The sequence below is a fragment of the Flavobacterium sp. ACAM 123 genome, assembly GCF_000264055.1.
Lineage (GTDB): Bacteria > Bacteroidota > Bacteroidia > Flavobacteriales > Flavobacteriaceae > Flavobacterium.
In genome coordinates, this window is the sequence record NZ_AJXL01000073.1 from 1 (window position 1) to 18,923 (window position 18,923).

The 18,923-nt window shown below is 34.0% G+C and carries 12 protein-coding genes and 1 pseudogene; 4 read left to right on the forward strand and 9 right to left on the reverse strand.

Going from position 1 to position 18,923, the window contains the following annotated elements; genetic code table 11:
- Positions 1-16: 16 nt before the first annotated feature.
- The 5 genes from A3SG_RS0112820 to A3SG_RS0112840 all read right to left on the reverse strand — a co-directional run bounded on the left by A3SG_RS0112820 (position 17) and on the right by A3SG_RS0112840 (position 5,834).
- The gene (locus A3SG_RS0112820; protein WP_016990423.1) at positions 17-604 is read right to left on the reverse strand and encodes a glutathione peroxidase; all 588 of its coding nucleotides are present in this window, start codon (positions 602-604) and stop codon (positions 17-19) included.
- A gap of 235 nt (positions 605-839) precedes the next feature.
- Complete coding sequence (locus A3SG_RS0112825; protein WP_016990424.1) at positions 840-3,053, reverse strand: TonB-dependent receptor; 2,214 nt, start codon at positions 3,051-3,053, stop codon at positions 840-842.
- An 8-nt stretch (positions 3,054-3,061) separates the two neighbouring features.
- Positions 3,062-4,360, reverse strand: coding sequence for a tetratricopeptide repeat protein (locus A3SG_RS0112830; RefSeq protein WP_016990425.1), 1,299 nt, complete (start codon positions 4,358-4,360; stop codon positions 3,062-3,064).
- A gap of 191 nt (positions 4,361-4,551) precedes the next feature.
- On the reverse strand, positions 4,552-5,154 hold the full coding sequence (locus tag A3SG_RS0112835; protein WP_016990426.1) for a DUF4331 family protein: 603 nt from the start codon (positions 5,152-5,154) through the stop codon (positions 4,552-4,554).
- A gap of 29 nt (positions 5,155-5,183) precedes the next feature.
- On the reverse strand, positions 5,184-5,834 hold the full coding sequence (locus tag A3SG_RS0112840; protein WP_016990427.1) for a DUF4331 family protein: 651 nt from the start codon (positions 5,832-5,834) through the stop codon (positions 5,184-5,186).
- A gap of 231 nt (positions 5,835-6,065) precedes the next feature.
- Between A3SG_RS0112840 and A3SG_RS0112845 the strand changes: the two genes are divergently transcribed.
- The 3 genes from A3SG_RS0112845 (at position 6,066) to A3SG_RS0112855 (ending at position 8,471) form a co-directional block, all read left to right on the forward strand.
- Positions 6,066-6,596, forward strand: a complete 531-nt coding sequence (locus A3SG_RS0112845) for an RNA polymerase sigma factor (RefSeq protein WP_016990428.1) — start codon at positions 6,066-6,068, stop codon at positions 6,594-6,596.
- Entirely contained in the window at positions 6,596-7,381 is a 786-nt protein-coding gene (locus A3SG_RS0112850; RefSeq protein WP_016990429.1) for an anti-sigma factor domain-containing protein, read from the forward strand. The genes A3SG_RS0112845 and A3SG_RS0112850 overlap by 1 nt, the downstream gene beginning before the upstream one ends.
- A gap of 145 nt (positions 7,382-7,526) precedes the next feature.
- On the forward strand, positions 7,527-8,471 hold the full coding sequence (locus A3SG_RS0112855; RefSeq protein ID WP_016990430.1) for a tRNA dihydrouridine synthase: 945 nt from the start codon (positions 7,527-7,529) through the stop codon (positions 8,469-8,471).
- A gap of 547 nt (positions 8,472-9,018) precedes the next feature.
- On the opposite strand, the gene ccsA is transcribed toward A3SG_RS0112855, so the two are convergent.
- Positions 9,019-12,168 carry a cytochrome c biogenesis protein gene (gene ccsA, locus A3SG_RS0112860; RefSeq protein WP_016990431.1) on the reverse strand — a complete coding sequence of 1,050 codons (3,150 nt, stop codon included), beginning with the start codon at positions 12,166-12,168 and terminating at the stop codon, positions 9,019-9,021.
- 1,285 nt (positions 12,169-13,453) lie between these two features.
- On the opposite strand from ccsA, the gene A3SG_RS0112865 reads away from it, so the two are divergent.
- On the forward strand, positions 13,454-15,526 hold the full coding sequence (locus tag A3SG_RS0112865; protein WP_016990432.1) for a hypothetical protein: 2,073 nt from the start codon (positions 13,454-13,456) through the stop codon (positions 15,524-15,526).
- A 657-nt stretch (positions 15,527-16,183) separates the two neighbouring features.
- Here A3SG_RS0112865 and A3SG_RS0112870 read toward each other — a convergent pair.
- The 3 genes and pseudogenes from A3SG_RS0112870 to A3SG_RS19855 all read right to left on the reverse strand — a co-directional run bounded on the left by A3SG_RS0112870 (position 16,184) and on the right by A3SG_RS19855 (position 18,864).
- Entirely contained in the window at positions 16,184-16,681 is a 498-nt protein-coding gene (locus tag A3SG_RS0112870) for a carotenoid biosynthesis protein (protein ID WP_232226373.1), read from the reverse strand.
- A 142-nt stretch (positions 16,682-16,823) separates the two neighbouring features.
- Positions 16,824-18,284 (reverse strand): 1-hydroxycarotenoid 3,4-desaturase CrtD, encoded by a 1,461-nt coding sequence (gene crtD, locus A3SG_RS0112875; protein ID WP_016990434.1) that lies wholly within the window; start codon positions 18,282-18,284, stop codon positions 16,824-16,826.
- A gap of 156 nt (positions 18,285-18,440) precedes the next feature.
- Positions 18,441-18,864, reverse strand: a pseudogene (locus A3SG_RS19855) (sterol desaturase family protein).
- Positions 18,865-18,923 lie beyond the last annotated feature (59 nt).

The following is an 18,923-nucleotide window of genomic DNA, read 5'->3' on the forward strand; positions in this document are numbered from 1 at the left end:
GTTGTTGATTTTATAACTATGCTTTAATCCAATCAATAATGGAAGCATCAGTGGGAAGTGTTTGAGGCGATATCACTTTTTCTAATTCTCCATTTTCATTGATCAGGTACTTTTGAAAATTCCATGCTACATCAGAATCTTCTAATCCATTTTTAGATTTTTGGGTCAAGAATTGGTAAACCGCACACATATCAGCTCCTTTTACGGATACTTTGTCCATCATTGGGAAGGTAACACCATAATTAAGTTGGCAAAAAGAAGCAATCTCCTCGTTAGTTCCCGGTTCTTGCGATCCAAAATTATTGGCTGGAAATCCAATGATCACAAAATTATTGTCTTTGTATTCTTTATAAATCACTTCGAGGTCTTTGTATTGTGGTGTCAATCCACATTTTGAAGCGGTATTCACAATCATCACTTTCTTTCCTTTTAAAGTGGAGAAATCGAAGGTGTTTCCTGATAAATCTTCAACCTTGAATTGATAAATATTTTGTTTTTCCATAGCTATTTCAGTTTTGTTAGTATCTATTTTTATGTTTTGTGCCTTGTCTTGACAACTGAAAAGAAGTACGGCGCTACACGCAAACATCAATAGATTTTTCATCATTATTATTTTTTATAAAAATAACCAATCCAAGATTACTTTAATCTATTCCTCTATATTATTTTAGTTCAACAATCGTTAAATAAAATAACCAACGAATTTGTGTTTTAGTCTACTGCATACAGATATAATGCCGATAGCCTGTATTAATTTTTCAGTATAATATAAAAAAAGCCTGACACCACAATACATTAGCGTCAGACATTCCTAACAAAACAAACAAATCTTTAGACACTTAAAATTTATAAGTAAGCTTAACTTTCATATAAAATGGAGTCCCTGGTGTAAAATGAATTTCTTCCACACTTTTAGCTTCTTCTTTTAATCTTGATTCAGTGGCAAATTGAGTTTCGTTCCATTTTGTATTCAATAGATTCTCTACTGAAATCCCAAAAGTTACCGACTTATACTCGTAATTCACATTCATGTCTGTTACAAAATAGCCTTTGGCCACTATCGAATTGTCTTCATTTGCAGGACGACTTTTTAAATAACGGTAATGAAATCCTCCCGAGAGGCCATGCCATTTTTGAAAACTTAATCCGCCAGTAGAAGTAAAATCTGGTGCCAGAGGGATGTAGTTTTGTCCATTAGGTTCATCAATGCTTCTCGCATAGGTATAATTAGCATCTGAATCAAAATACAAATAATCATTCAATTGATAACGCAATCCAAACTCAGCCCCTATGCGTTTTGTTTTCCCACTTGGCTCAATGATCCCAGCATCACCCACATACACAAACTCCTGCTGTAAATATAAATACCAGAGCGCTGAGTTGACAATTAACCTGGGAAAAGGTTTCCAAATTGTTCCTACCTCTGTTCCTACAGCGGTGGGTAAAACTTGTTTTCCATTATTTTGAACTACAACGCGAGTATCATTCGAATGAAACCCAATTCCTGATTTAACAAAAAATTGTAAATTATTATTTTGGCTATAGATAAAATTAAGTTTTGGGGATACTTTCACCTCCGTCTCGGATTGCGTTTGAAATATTGGTGCCAACATATCTCTGTAATTAAACTTAAAATAATCTAATCGTACTGCTGGATTGATCAGTAATTTACCCAATTTTATTTCTGAATTTAAGTACGTAAACGCATTGGTCTGATCAATATCCCCTAATTTGATGTTTTCTAAAGTTATACTTCTGTTCATGGTATGTGATAGTTCCGTATCAGTGGCTGCATCAGCTCGAAAACCTATACCTAATTGAAATGACGCATCCCAATCATTACTTTTAACTTTCTTGTTTAACTCGGCATTCATTCCGTAAATAGACCTGTTTTCTTTTTGTCTGATTTGGTCACCATTTAAAGGGTCCTCTAAGAAAAAAGTGAAATTAGAATACAGTTCAAAATCATATTTAGAATAAAAAGCATTGGCTTTCAAGAAGGTATTTGCATCGATGTACTTGCTAAGCGATGCATTAAGATTTGTTCTGGAGGTAGTCCCTCCCTCTGTATCGTCAACTGATCCAAATCTAGAAATCGTTCTATTATCTACCAATCGTTGTGGTATTTGCCCCGATGCGTCCCAGGAACTTGAAAAACGAGAGGCGGATAATGAGAACTTACTATTATCATCAAGCACTGCTGCATATTTAGCTAACAGATTGACCCTATTAAAATTTTGTGGAGAATCAAAAGGACCATCCGTCAATATATATTCGGTAGCTATGTAGGCAGTTTGTTTTTTTTGGTTTCCCAAAAGATTAAATAAACCTACTGTCCTTAAAGTATTAAACTGGCCTACTTCAACGCTTCTGCTACTCTTATCTAATTTCTCCTTCGTTTGGAAGGCGACGTACCCTGCCGTTGCAAAATCCCCCTTGCTGGCATAGTACGTCCCTTTTCCAAAATCTATCTTTTCTACCGTTTCTGGAATTACAAAATGCAAATCAGCATAGCCTTGTCCATGAGCATGAGAGACCATATTTACAGGCATTCCATCAACAGAAATAGCGATATCAGTACCGTGATCTATATCAAACCCTCGTAAGAATATTTGCTCTGCTTTTCCTCCGCCGGCGTGTTGTCCTATAAATAGTCCAGGAACTTTCCTTAAAATTTCTTGAGAGGAATTTACTGGAGTCGTTTCCAAATCTATTTTTGAAATAACGTTCAGTGCCGATAGTTTCTGTTGGATCACAATCTCATTTAATCTAAAGATATCCTCTTGTAGCAGAATTCTATTTTCTGAGTGGGCTATAGTATAGTTTACTTTTTTGTACCCTAAGGCCGTCACTTTTAGAACGTTTCCGACTATCGATTTATCAATACTGAACATCCCTAATTCATTCGTATGTGCATGCGCTTCCGAATTCGTATTAACGACGTAGGCATTCTCAATTGTATTCCCAAATTCATCTACAACAATTCCTTTTTGGATTTGACTGTACGATACCAACCCCAAAGAGGCAAGCACTATTGTAAAAAAATATTTCATCACCAGATTTACAGTTGATTTACTTTTTTCTCTAAATTAGGTCCTAACTCATATACACTGGATAGTAACTCTTCCTTTATAGGCGCTACTTTTTGGTTCTCCTTATTAGACTTATAAATCATTGCTAAGTGGTATTGTACCTTTGGCTCAAATGATTTTCCTACCACATACTTTTTTGCAATTTCTAATGCTTTATCCTTTTGCCCCATATTCAAATAAGACCAAGCTAACAAATCATATGAATCTGGAGTAGGTCTGTGGTCTACCTCAATTTTAGCGATTTCTAACGCTTTAGGTGCTGTTTCTTTTGCATCAGCATAAATCAAAGTATTGTATTTATTATACATCGCTCCGTAATTATTTTTCTCAAGCATAGCGAAATAAGCATTCTTGTTTTCTAGCACTGCTGCATCATTCCCTTCAAATTGTGCAATCTGACATTTTAATAAATAAAAGTCAGGAGTATTGTGTGTGATCTCAATAGCTTCCACAATTCTTTTTGCTTCTTTAGTATTTCTTTCATAAGAAAATACAATCCAAGCAATTCCTTTTAAAGCATAGGAATAATTGGGATCTATTGCTAATGTTTTTAAGTAACTGTCATATGACTCTTGAATTCTGCCTGCGTGACCATAAAAATCACCCAGATTAGAATAAGACCATATTTTAAGTGTTCTATTATCTTCCTTCTCGGCAATGTCTCTTGCCTTTTCCATAAAAGTGATTGCGGTTTTCAAATCGCCTTTATGATCATTCCATTTTGCTAAACGAATTAGATAATCATAATCTTTCATGTCTTTTAGTTCAGTCAAATTACGTTCAGCCTCTACAAAGTTTCCCAATTCCATTTGGACATCAAACAATAATTTTTGAGTTTCTTTGCGTCCTTCACCAATAGCTAAAGCTTTATTTGCTAAATCTAGAGCCTCTTTAAATCGATGTTGTGCAATAAAATTTCTACCTAGTGAACGTATGGTAGATACTTTAGAATACTTATTGGCTTCATTTGATTGGACTAATAAATCTTCTGTTTTGTATAAATTTTTAATGTTTCCGGTATATTCAAAAAGGGTAGCGTACTTAGATGCTATTATACCCAAGTAACTTTTTTGATTAGGAGCTGCATCGTATTTCTTTTGCCAGAAATCAATTTCCTTATTGGCAAAATCTAATGATTCATTTCCATCAAAGCGCAAGTATTTATTATAGTCGGAAGTTTTTGTAATTTGGTTCTTTTTGTTTGTATCGCAGGCGAAAATAAAAAGGATTGTAAAAACCAGGACGGGGATAAGTTTATAAGGTTTCATAATATATGTGTTTTGTTTTGTTATTTTCTTTGTTATCCGAAACGAATTTGTGCTACAGTCTAAAACGTTTTGAGATAAAGCCGATGTACTATTTAAATGATTTTATTAGAATGTAATTAATATGCAATCGGTATTTTTAAAAAAAAACGGAGCCCACTAATTCTGAAGAGCTCCGTTTTTATTTAAATTTATTACCAGGCTGCTGCCAAGTAAGGAAAAGAAGTGGTAAACGCTTTATCATTTGCATCTACGTGATCTGAAGTAAGACCGGTATTAGAACCACCGGTTGGCCCACCAAAGATCAAGATTAGCTCAACATCAATAACATCATCAGCCAAAGCTCTACCAGTTAAAACATTTGTTCCATCGAAAAAAGTTGTTTTTCCAGAAGTTTTCACGTTTAAAACATCAGTAGCTAGTACACCTGTAAATTGTGCCGCAGTCAAACCTAAAGCATTCGTAGTATATCCCGGATTTAAAGCCTTCAATCTAGATTCAAAAATGGGCTGGTATTTTGCTCCCATTGCAGAAGGTATTGCCGCATTAAAATCATCCTTAGGTTGTCCCGAAGCAATAAAAACAGTATTGATAGCTGGTCTAGCCATTTGATCTTGCTGTACAAAAGTACCTGAGAAGTCGGCACTTACCATTGCATCTCCATTATTGTCGTCATTATTACAGCTTACTGCACCGATAGCGCATACTACGACAATAGCAATTATTTTGAATTTATTTGTTTTAATCATGATATTTTTATTTAGATTTTTTGGGAATTCGAGAACTATTCGTTTCATAATTTTTAATTTTAATAAAGAATAATTAATTATTGTTTTTTCTTAGTTTCTGCCCATACATTCAAAGTACTTGCTGTACCTAACATTGCTTTGGGAACTTCAACTACTACTGATAGTACATTTGACCCGGCAAAAGTATCTGTACCTGGATTTTTAAATGCTGTAGCAGTTCCTCCAAGAATTGCCTGAAATTGACCTAAGTCAAAAAAGAATGGATCGTCTCTAGGTCCAGCAAAAAATTTCATTCCGTTTTGAGTAGAAGTTACCGCTGCTGCACCATATTTAGAAATAGCAACGCTTCCTGAAGCAGCACTTGTTTTAATTGTACTGGATTTTCCAGTTGTTCCCGGAGCATAAGGTCCGAAGAAATACATTTTGTCTCCCTTTTTGATTGCTTGGATAACTAAGTCTTCCACATTATCACCCGTGTTATCAATATTAATTTCAATCATCACATTTTCATTAAATGCTGCTGCACCTGTTGCGGTAGGACTTAACAAACCTTGGGTGTTCACTGCAAAAACTAAATTATTAGTTTCTTGTCCTTGAAAGGTGTACAAATCTGTAATGTCTGCTGCATTACCTGTTACTGATGGAGCGTCTACGTGATCCGCTGCTACTAAGATTAAGCCTGAAATCGCCATTAACGAAAGACCTAATACCATTTTTGTTTTTTTCATTTTGTTATAATTTAAAAGGTTATACAGTCATTTACGGGAATGTTTGCGTTTCGGTTTTAAAAAAATTAAAAAAAAGTTAATTTATATTTCAAAATATTGACTAACAGCACTTTAATTAATTAAAAAAAATATAATTATTTTAAACTATGGCAATATTAGCCCACACAATCAATTTATTTTATGCAATTGCAAATAAGTTTGCTAAGTTTGTAGTGACAAAATCAAACCAATATGACTCAAGAAGAATTATTAGTACTAGTATATAAGAAAGACGAAAGAGCTTTTACACATATCTATGATATGTATTCTAAAAGTCTGTTTTCAGTTATTAATGTTCTTGTAAGCAATCGAGAAGAAGCTGAGGATGTACTTCAAGAAGTTTTTGTTAAGATTTGGAAAAACATTGATTCTTATAATGAGAGTAAAGGACGGTTCTATACGTGGATACTCAATATCGCAAGGAATACCTCCATAGATAAACTGAGATCCAAAAATTTTAACAATAGTCAAAAAAACCTTTCATCAGATAATTTCGTACATCTCTTAGACGACAGTAACAAATTAGTAGACAAAGTGGATACTATTGGAATAAATGAGTTCGTCAAAAAACTCAAACCAAAATGTATCCAAATAATCGATTTATTGTTCTTTAAAGGATACACCCAGCAAGAAGCTTCAGAAGAGTTGGAGATCCCTTTAGGTACTGTTAAAACACACAATCGAAACTGTATTAATGATTTAAGAACTTATTTGAAAGTATAATGGAAACAAAAGAATATATCAACTCCGGAATTTTAGAACTTTACGTTTATGGTTTGCTAAGCGAAACCGAAAATGAAGAGGTTACTATTATGGCTAATACATATCCTGAAATCAAGGAGGAAATTATTGCCATTGAAAAAGCAATCGTGGCCTTGTCCTCTAGTTTTTCACCCTTCCACTCAGTGGCTAATTATGAGAAAATCAAAGCTAAATTAGAGCTAAAATACGCTCCAGTAGTAGAAATGGAGAATTCCAGAAACTGGTCACAATATATAGGATGGGCAGCTGCCATTCTTTTAATGATTGGGATTGGTTTCCAATACACTCAATTGCAAGAAACAAGTAATCAGGTTGCCAGTACAGAAATTGAAAAATTGAAAATTGAAAAAGAACTAAATGATTTAGCACTTAAAAATAAGCAAAATGAAACTAGTTTAGCAGTTGTCAGGGATGTCAAGAATACCGTTGTAGCTCTCGGTGGACAGGCGGTAGCGCCAGAATCTTCAGCAAAAGTATATTGGAACAAAGAAACTCAAGTGGTTTATGTTGATGCAGTGGGATTGCCAGAACCTCCAAAAGGAATGGTGTATCAGGTTTGGTCTCTAAAATTAAGTCCTTTAACGCCAACAAGCATTGGATTATTAGAAAACTTTGATGAAAATGATCAACGCCTTTTTGCTGTTAACAGTACAGGTGATGCAGAAGCCTTTGGGATTACGTTAGAACCTGCAGGTGGAAGTCTAAGTCCTACAATGGAACAATTATATACCTTAGGAAAGGTATAGCGATTTATAAAATAGTATTTATATTAGAGCCAGACTTTCAAAACGAAAGTCTGGTTTTTTTCTTAAATCAACTTTGGCCAACATATCTGATAAATGGAAACCATTACGATAAAAAGTGTCTTATATTTGCACAATTAAAATTTTCATGAGCTATACCCTACTCTCTTCTCCCCTTCAAGGATTTACCGATTTTCGTTTTAGAAATGCTGTAAACAAGTATTTTGGAGGCATCGATACTTATTACTCTCCTTATATCCGTTTAAACGGAAAATTAGTTATTAAGTCTTCCTACGAGCGAGATATCCTCCCAGAGAACAATATGGCTCTAGAAGTTATTCCGCAGATTATAACGAACGATGCCGATGAGTTTCTTTTTGTAGCTAAATATGTTCAAGAATTGGGATATAAAGAATTGAACTGGAATTTAGGTTGTCCGTACCCAATGGTAACTAAATGCGGGATGGGTTCTGGTCTAATTAGTAATACGGAGAAAATCAATAGTATTCTTGAAAAAGTACATGGGGAGTCGGATATTATTGTCTCGATGAAAATGCGTTTGGGATATGATACTACCGAAGAAATTCTTGATGTTTTTCCTGTTTTAGAAAAATTCCCCATTAAGAATGTTGCCATCCACGCCCGCATTGGCAAGCAATTATACAAAGGAGGGGTACATTTAGATGCTTTTCAAGCCTGTGTTGACAACACGAGGCTCAAATTATACTACAACGGTGATATTACTTCGGTAGCGAAATTCCACGAAATGCAAGCTCGTTTCCCAAGCATAGACCACTGGATGATAGGCAGAGGATTAATTGCTGATCCGTTTCTACCCAGCATGATCAAAAGCAACAGCTTAGTATACCCGAAAAATAAAATGGAACTGTTTAGCGCGTTTCATGATACCTTGTACGCAGGTTACAGCGAATCCTTATCTGGCTCCACACACATTTTATTAAAAATGCACCATCTATGGGAGTACTTTTCAGTAATTTTTTCGAATCCTCACAAGGTGGCTAAAAATATAAGAAAATCAAAGAGCATTCGTAATTATGAGCAAACGGTCAAAGAAGTTATAAAAGCAGGGTAGTTGTAATTTTTTAAAACTCAAAGAACCATCCCATTTTTTTACATAAAGGTACCCTATTCAAGATTGACTCCATAGTACCTCGCGATATCAATAACTCCGAAGTAAAAATTCGCGAATTTGTGGTAGAAATAATTCAAATGGAGCTATTGCTAGACTTATCCTTTTTGAATACACAAAAACATAGTTTTTATTGTGCTTAAGGCGATATTTCATTTAGTATAGACTCCTTGGCAGTTCTCTATTTTACTAACTCCAAAGTAAAAATTTTGAAATTTACGGTTGAAATAATTCAAATGGAGATATAGCTAGACTGATTCTTTTTAAACGCATAGCAACATAGTTTTTATTGTCCTTACAAAGACATTTCTTTTTAGGTAGAATAACTTAGCATCATAACTATATTATAAATTCTACGTGGAGTGTAAAATGACTCAACATAAAAAAGGATTCTATTGCTCTCTGCGTTTTAAACCTTCTGTTTTCAATCATTATAAACTAAAAAAAGGTCCAACCGCTAAGTTGAACCTTTTATCATTTATATAAAATATTATTTCTTGTAATACTTTTTATATTTTGGATAGGTAATCGCCCCTATGACAGAAATCGTTCCTAATGAATACCAAATCCAACTCAATGAATGAGCTTCACCACTAGCATATGAATGTAAACCTACTAAGTGAAAATTCACCCCATAATAAGTAAACAAAATAGCGACAAAAGCAAACATACTCATTATGTTAAACATCCATTTTCCACGCAAAGCGGGTACAAATCTGGAATGAATAACAAATGCATAAACCATGATGCTAATCAATGCCCAAGTCTCTTTTGGATCCCATCCCCAGTAACGTCCCCAACTTTCATTAGCCCATTGTCCACCTAGAAAATTCCCAATAGTAAGCAGAATTAGCCCTACTGTCAATGCCAGTTCATTAATGTAAGTGATTTCCATAATATTCAAGTCCATCTTAGCCTTGTTCTTTTCATTGGTAAAAAAGATTAACAATAGAGCAACAAATCCTAAAATCATACCCAATGCAAATGGACCATAACTCGCAACAATAACAGCAACGTGAATCATTAACCAATAAGAGTTAAGAACGGGCTGTAAATTAGCTATTTCTGGATCAATCCAATTCATGTAGGCTGCAGATAAAATAATAGCAGAGACAAATGCCGCAGAAGCTACTGTCAATTTAGATTTGATATCAAATGCTAAACCAAAAAACATGGTTGCCCACGCAACATAAACAATTGCCTCATACGCATTACTCCATGGTGCATGACCAGATATGAACCAACGGGCTCCTAACGTAAAAGTATGTAAAACGAACAATGCTGCGATTACTATATGCATTGAATTTACTAAAAAACGCATTAGTTTAGTTTCTTTGAAAATCTGTATAATGGTAAAAACCAACATTAAAATAGAAGCGAAAAGATACCAATAAGGTAGCTTTTGCAGAATATCAAATTTGTTGTAAAGTATTTCGGCTGAGATTTTATCATCAGTAGGTCTTACCCTACTCCCAAACTTCTTTTGAAAACCATTAATACTTTCTACTAAGTCATCAGCATTTTTATAATCACCAGATTTGGAGGCATTATTTAACGAACCAAAATACAAGGGCAAAACACTTTTTGTATAAGTCGAATCCATCCCTTTTAACCCAGCTTCACCTAGTTCTAATGAAGAAACCCATTTGTTGTTCGCATCATTAGGAATTGGAAAAATTTTCAAAATTCTTCCACTTAGCGCTGATTCCATCAAGTTTACTTTCTTATCCGTCTCAATAAAGTCTTTTTCAAACTGATTTGGATTGGCCGCTTTGTAGGCTGCATCTAAATAAGGAGACAGTTTATAGTTCCCCTTGTCATCAAAAAAGGAAATAAAAGGTGCGTATTTAGCTTTCACGTCCACTCCTATGATTTTACGGATGCTATCGTTCCCTCCCTTCATGTATATTATAGGAATTTCAATCCAGAATTGTGCATATTGAGAGATCGATAGAAATACCTGATCAGGGTTCATTCCCTTGTATTCATTTGAATGACTTACTTTCCTCAATAGCTCAGAGGAAAAGGTATTAATAGGTTTCATTCGTCCTCCAGCATCCTGAATAACAAGTCTTCCAAACTTTTCCGCATGTGCCTCACTAACTTTAAACTTATTAAGTAACGAATCCAACTGTTTTTCTGTTGGTGCAGTTCTAACATGTGTTCCGTTTTCTACATGATCAGCATGGCCGCCATCTTCATCATGATCGTGATTATGATTCTGAGCAAAACTACTCATGCTCATTATTAGGACCAAAATGGTAAGTAACTTCGATTTTTTATTTTTAACCACTTCTAATTTTTTTCTTAAGTCAGCAAAGCGCGAGTATTTTGTAAACATAATTGACATCATAGCAAAAAATAACATGAAATAACCAACATAAGTAATCGCTGTCCCCCAAAAATCATGGCTTACAGAAAGTACAGTTCCTTTTTCGTCAGGATCAAATGAAGATTGAAAGAAACGATACCCTTCGTAGTCCAAAATATGATTCATATAAATTCTTGCATCAAATACTTCCGAGGAATCTTGAATCGTCACTTTACTTTCAAAAGAAGAGTAACTTTTCTCCGTTCCCGGGTATTTCTCCGCAATAAAGTCATTCAATTTAATTTTGAAAGGCAGCTCGTACGCTTTACTTCCGTAAAAAACAGTGTAGTCAATGTCTCCTATTTTTACTGTTTTAGCATCGCCTATTTTTCCTTTAGACCCTATAACAGTTACTTCTTTTTCTTTACCGTCTGCTTTAACTTTAAGCACTATAGCATCTTCGTGATTTTTAGCTTTGTAATCGTTTTTAGATTCATAAGCAATCACTCCTTTTACAGCAGGATCTGGAAAAACAAATCTCCTCTCTCCAATGCTATAAAGAGAACGCATCATTAAAGGCTGTACGATGTCTTTAGCTACCTCGCCTTGTAATTTATCAGCCATTCTCATAAAGTTACCTTCAAACGGAGTTTGGATTGTATAGCCATCTCCAGAAGAGACAATATTTATAGCGCCATCTGTTGGTTTATTTAAGGAAAATAAGACATTGTGAATATTTTGAACTTCTCCTTCTTTAAGAAAATGTTCATCTCGTCCATCATCCCCTGCTTCCACTAATTTCATGTATAAAACTCCCGTAGGATCTGCTTTTACATATTCTTTAGCCCCCATAATAAATTCTTCAAACTCCACTTCAAAAGAGGTATCGGCAAATTCATCAGAGATAGAAAAACTATTGTTTGTGGCCGGTGACAGCAATAATGGTTTTTCAAAAACTTTTCGTCTCATATCACCCTTGTAATCACCATCGACAAAAACGGTAAGGAAAGTTTTGTCTGAGTAAAACTGATTTTCTGCAGCTCCTTCGCGTATCGGCATCATCCCTTCATAGCTAATGTAACGAGTTACAAACGCACCAGAAATAATAAAGATCCAAGATAAATGGAGCAACAAAGTAGCCCACTTTTCTTTTTTCCAAAGTTGGTATCTCTTAATGTTTCCTATAAAGTTAATTACAAAAAACACCATGATAGCTTCAAACCACCAGGCATTATAAATTAGAATTCGAGCTGTATCTGTATTGTATTTACTTTCGATAAAAGTCCCCACACCCATCGCTATTGCAAAGGAAAGGAAAAGAAGCGCCATCAATCTTGTAGAAAATAAAAAGGAGAATATTTTTTGTTCATTTGTAAGGAATTACATTTTTTAAATGTTGTACAAAAGTACTTAAAAATGTTGATTAATATATTTGCACAATTGTTAATTTAATCTAAAATTAAGAGGGCAAAAAGCAGTAAAAATAGCGATTTTTTCTACCTGCAATCATACCTAAAAAAGGGCTGTTTCTCTTTGTTTCTATTCGTCCTTTTCTAGAAGGTTTTCGGGCACCCTACCAAAGGTGGACTCGCTACTCCGGTAGTAAGATTCTACCCCTGACGCAGATCAACTAAAAGTGATTTTTTGTTCTAATAATCAGCGTTTATTCTACTCCTTTTCATATAAATTGGCCCTGCAATACGGGAGGTGATTTATAATTGCAATATACAATTTAGGGACCATATCAAAAGAAATCCGAAATTATCAAACATGAAGAACTCCATGATCATAATTAAACCTTATTATTCATACCTTGAAATACAAAAGAGCCAAATCAATTTACAGCCTCCTACTACTAACGACGCCAAACCGGCGCCTTTAGATTTACAGGTTCTGATACACTGATTCAAGAGATAATCGAACTTAAACTAAAAACACCATGTTTATCAAATAATCGACAAAAATAAAAAATGTGATTATCTCATTTTCTTGTAAACATCGACTTTAATAAACTAGAAAAAAGATATACTTTTGTCAAACAAGAAGACGGTCCAAACGGACTATATTTTAAAATCAAAACAAAGCAAACTCAGAAAAATATTTTTATCGATGCGAATGCTCCTGAGCAATTTGCAGAGGTGATAGCAATCTTAAAAAAAATATTCACTATTCAAAAATACTACTCAAGCAAGTTATCAATATTTTGGAGATTATAAATTTGCACCGCCTACGCCTCCGAGTATAATTAGCAATAGCCATTAACGACACACCTATTTCCTTGTTAGTTTTTCTTAGCCGGGAATTGTTTTTTCAGGTATAAACTTATGTTTGTCGGCAGTTATAAGTCTACCTTTACATAAGGGCGTATGTTATGTTTAGTGGTATATAAAGTTGCCACAAATTTATAGAACAATGACATGATTTGATGTTCTCTGTACATGGTACACTAAAATATCAATACAAATTGTCAAATTGAACTGCTCTGACTATTATTAAGCTATTTTTTACGAACTTTAATAGTAGAACAAACACTATATTTGAACTCTTAAATAATCAAGAAGACCTTCCTATCAAGGAAGTTCATTCTGATGAACGTTATAAATTAAAAAGACCTATGACAAATAATATACCAATTGAAAACCAATATAAAAGAACCAGTATATTTGAAAAAGAAAATGTGACTTATCTAGTTCGCGTTTTAAAAAGATTCAATACCGTACCAAAAGTCAATAACATAAATATTATTACCTCCACAAGTGCCCCTGATGTATTTAAAATTATACCAAACAAATCGATTATAATTGGATCATCATTATTAGGTCAACCCGTTTTAGCACTAGTCTATTTACGATATGCTATTGAATGGCAACTGTGGCATAAAGCATTGAATAGCGAAAAAAAGGATACTTTTTTATGTGATGTAGCCGCGCTTGAAGTAACCCGAATTTTTTATAACTTATTACCTAAAGACGATAAAGAAAAGTTAGAAAACCTTGATTATTTATTAATTGATTTAATTAAAAATGACACCTCCTTAAGTATTGAATCTTTATCACAATATGCCGAGCTACAGCCTTTTCATGGGTTGAACACTGATAGTAAAGTCTTTAAAGAATCTTGGAAACCACTCGTTGAGAATCTGGCAAAACCAACAGAGTATTTGTTAATGTCTGGAGGTGATCTAAGACTAAATATCGACGAAATTGATTTATTAAATAAATATGGTTGTCGACCATTTCCGAGACCTGATGCGTTTACTTTTGCCTCATCTACTGGAACAAGTGTTTCTAATTTTGCGTTTGATAAAACAGACAAAGTAAGAAGTATTCTAATACGAAATAGCTTAAAAAATGGCTTCAAAAACGCGACCATTGAGTTTTCTGAATTACTAAAAAATAACCTTCGAAGGATCTTTAAATTAAATGATGAATGTGAAATAATCTTTTCGCCATCAGGAACAGATTCTTCACTCCAAATAGCTGCTATAACTCAAATTATTTCCGATAAAGATATTACACATGTTTTAGTGGCTTCTGATGAAACGGGTAGCGGTGTAGCTTCGGCATTAAAAGGATGTCATTTTGAAAACACAACTGCTTTAAACCATCCTGTTAAAAAAGGGGATAAGATTAAAGGTTTTAGAGATATTGATTTGATTAAAATTCCTTTTAGAGATGAGAATGGCGCATTAAAGTCGTCTAGTCAATTAGACAAAGAAGTTTTTGATGCTATTTCGAAAACTAATGAATTAGGTAGACATGTTGTATTGCATACGATGGACCAGTCGAAACTAGGATACCAAGCTCCAAGCGATGCATTTATTCAAAAAGTAAATACACTCGATAAGATATCAATGCAGATCATTGTAGATGGTTCGCAGCTTAGATTGGATCCTAAAGACATACAAAATTATTTAAATAAAGGATATATTGTTACTATAACAGGTAGTAAATACTTTACCGGTCCTCCCTATTCTGGTGCATTACTCCTACCTAAAGGGGTCAGTAAATCAATTCATTCTGTCAAAAGCAAGTTACCCGAAGGTTTGACCCAATATTACAATCATTCTGATTGGCCCACTTCTTGGTTCTGTTCAGATAATTTATCCGAGGGATACAATTACGGTTCCTATATGCGCTGGAACGCAGCGATAGTTGAAATGGACCGCTATTACAAAACACCGGTTTTATACAGAAATATGGGAATTGAGATGTTTTGTAATTTTATTGAAGATTCTGTAAAAGAAGCTTCTTTTCTCGAACTAATTTATGGTAATGAAGCAAAAACGAATAGCTATGACAGTAAAGAATTCGGAATAAGAAATATCCGTACTATTTTCCCTTTCTTTATTCTTAAAAATAATGAAGTACTATCGATTGATAATGTAAAGAAGCTTTACACTTTACTAAATTCAGATTTATCGGCTCAATTTGAGGACTCTTCTTTAGAAATTATTAGGCTTGCAGCTCAAAAATGTCATATCGGCCAAGCGGTCAATGTAAAATACGGTACTGATATTGAAAGTGCAGTTTTAAGAATTAGTTTGGGAGCAAGGGTAATTTCTGAAAGCTGGACAAATAGAGATATTAGTCTCTATTTTAGAAATATAGAAACACAGATGAACCAAATTACCGTAATCCTCAAGAAAATAGAATTAATCCTCAGTCATCCAGACTTGATAAATTAAATAGATCAAGATATACTGATTTATCTGGGCCTGCGACAGTCCCTAAATAAGAGTCTATTCTACTTTGAAAAGATAGACTCTTATTTAGGGAAGCGTTCGCTCACCAATTTTCGTAATGCGCTGCTCTGCATTAGCAAGCTATTACCCCCCAAAGCAAAACGAGTAAACGGACCGTTATGCCTGTACAATGCAAGTTCTCCATATCAGTTTTTCCCCTCTCGAAAAGTCAAGCTACAAAGCAAGATTTATTTGATTTCTATAAGGTACATTTTGAACAAGCAAGTATCTTTTTAAAAATTCACACGTGCTAACTTTTGGACGTAGAAATATAGTAAAACGTCCCGTTAAACACATATTATACCAATTGTATATTCGATTGAGTCTAATTAAATTGTGCTGTTTTCAAATTGTATCGGCATTATACTAAAACGCTTTCAACTAACACAAATTTGTTCGTTAGTACTTTCCGCTCCTTAAAAAGACTACGCAGTTCTGCTGTCTTCCCTAAAAATGAAAAACGAGACTTGACTTACAAAATTTAATTACTTCTTTTTAAATTTAAAAAACACAGAGTGTGAAAGTTGGAAGTTTACTTACTTCTAAGTGGCAACTCAAAATTTTGTGCAAAGCGGTTATAGCTGCGTAAACACTATAAATTTAGGCAAAAACAATATTTAAGACGCCGAAAAAAACTAGTTGGACACAAAAAATAACGAAGCTTATTTTAGCGTTTATATTCGGACGAAAAAGATAAATTAGTCCGTGAATAATAAGACTCGTCAAAAACCACATTACGTAATTCTGGAATGGAATCACATCATTTTCCCAATGCCAAAATCCTAATGCCATAGCAACAGGTTCCACTAAATAATCTAAGGCAGTCATTAATAATGGAGGAAGTACGATAAGCCAAAGCGCTTTTCTAGTAAAATATTGAACAACACCATAGGTACTGAGTGCTAAAAACAGCCAATTGACACCTATTAACACTGGAGTATCAAAAATTTTAAATCCAAATGCATCACCATAAGCATAGCTTCCAAAAAGAATACCTGTGGCAACTCCAATCGCCTCCACTGAAAATCCTATGAGAAAAATAAGGAACGAAAGAATCAAAAATCGGTTGCTAAAATCTTTGTTTACTTTATAAAACACAAATAAAGTAAGCAACAAATTAAGTGGCGAAAGTGGCAAAAATAGATTTCTATATTCAGGTAAAGATATTCCGAGTAACCCAAAAAAATAGAATAAAAGCAGAAGCCCAATCCATCGTATTTTCTATGGAGATTGTTTTTTATCATTTTATTAATTTCTCAATGATTTTTGCTGATGAAAGTGCGAGCGGAATTCCTCCTCCTGGATGAACACTGCCCCCGCAAAAATAAAGATTTTTATATTGAGAAGAAAAGTTTTTGTGACGAAAAAATGCTGCAAATCTACTATTGCTAGATGTTCCGTAAAGCGAACCTTTAAAAGAGTATGTTTTATCTTGTATTAGTTGTGGCGTTAATTGTTCTTCAAACAGGATCAATTTTTCAATATCTTTGCCTAAAATCCTTGAAATTTTACTTAAAATATTTTGTCTAGCTTCCGCAATCATACTGTCCCAATCTTGGCCGTAAACGGAAGGTACATTAATCATGACAAACCAATTTTCTTTTCCTTTAGGAGCATCTTCTTTGATATGTTTGCTCGTGATGTTGATGTAAATAGTTGGGTCTTCGTAGATTGTTTTTGAATCAAAAATATGATCAAATTCTGTCTTGTAATCTTCAGTGAACATAATATTGTGCACATCTAATTCAGGAAACTCCTTGTCAATTCCCCAATAAAAAATGAGCGCGGAACTGGATCTTTCTTGTTTATCTACTTCTTTAAGTTTTTTAGCTGAGGGTATCAATTTCTCATATACGGTATGAATATCGGCATTGCATACTACAACATCAGCTGAATAATTACCCGATTCTGTTGTTACACTTTTTACCAAATTATTGCCTGTTTCGATTGCAGTTACTTCTTGATTAAAATGAAAGTCAACTCCAATCTCTTTTGCCAGTTTTACTAAACTATTTGTAATCTCATGCATCCCGCCTTTTGGCAAGTAAGCCCCTAAACCAAACTCTAAGTGCGGAATTATATTCAAAATACCTGGCGCCTTATAAGGATTAGATCCATTGTAAGTAGCGTATCTATTGAACAATCGAACCGTTTTAGAATCAGTAAATTTTTTTTGATTCACTTGATTCATCGAACTAAAAATATTTAAAAAAGGAAACTTAAATATCGAAGCTGCAGTAGATAAAGTGAGAAAGGAATCTAGTTTGTGTAGCGATTTATTTAGGAACTGCTCTTCGGTAGCTTCGTATATGAATTTACTTTTTTTGAGATGGTTTTTTACTTTTTCAGCAGAATCGGTTGTTTTTCTTCCAATTTCATCAGCGAAAACATTTACATCTGAGTCGGCAGAAATGCGCGTTCCATCTTCATAAAAGTAATTACACAATACTCGAAGCTGATCAAAATTGAAATAATCAGTGGACTTTTTTCCCGAAATTTCAAAAAGCTCAGTCACTAAATTGGGCATGGTAAAAAGCGAAGGACCCGCGTCAAACCTAAAACCGTCTCTGCTAAATTGCGTAAGTTTTCCTCCTGGATAAGAGTTTTTTTCAAGGACTTGAACATTATAGCCTTTGTTTTGAAGTCGAATCGCTGAGGCAATTCCAGCTATTCCAGAACCAACAATTATTGCCTTTTTCATATACGATCTGATATTAAATGAAATGTTTTACGATACTTTTGTTAACAATGTCCAATTATAAAGTATTGCTCAAACGTTCAAAATATTTATATTTATTTTAATTGTTATTACACAAATTTTGTTTCCTGAACATGTACAACTTATTTAGAAACAAAATTATGCATGTACTTTTTTGAGTTCTTGCTTTAGGTATTTCCATGGTACTATTAACATGCCAAAACATTCTCCTTGTTCCTTCCCCATATGTTTGTGATGCACTTTGTGTGCTCTTCGAATAGCTCGAAAATAGACATTATCACTATTTCTGAACCATTTAAACCTTTGATGAATAAATACTTCATGAACTAAAAAATAAGCAATTCCGTATGCCAAAATACCAAAACCAATATACATTATTGGCCATATTGCAAACATAGAGCCGAGCATAATACACAACCAAGAAGGAATAGCATAAATCAAGAAAAACATATCATTTTTTTCAAAAAACGTATTTCTATCAGGCACGTGATGATCTAAATGTAAATTCCATAAAAAACCGTGCATCACAAATTTAGTGAGTAAACCACGCCATGAATTCCATTCCCCAAAAACGTTAACAAAAATAGATTAAAACCCCCAACCTAAATAACTACTTTTTTT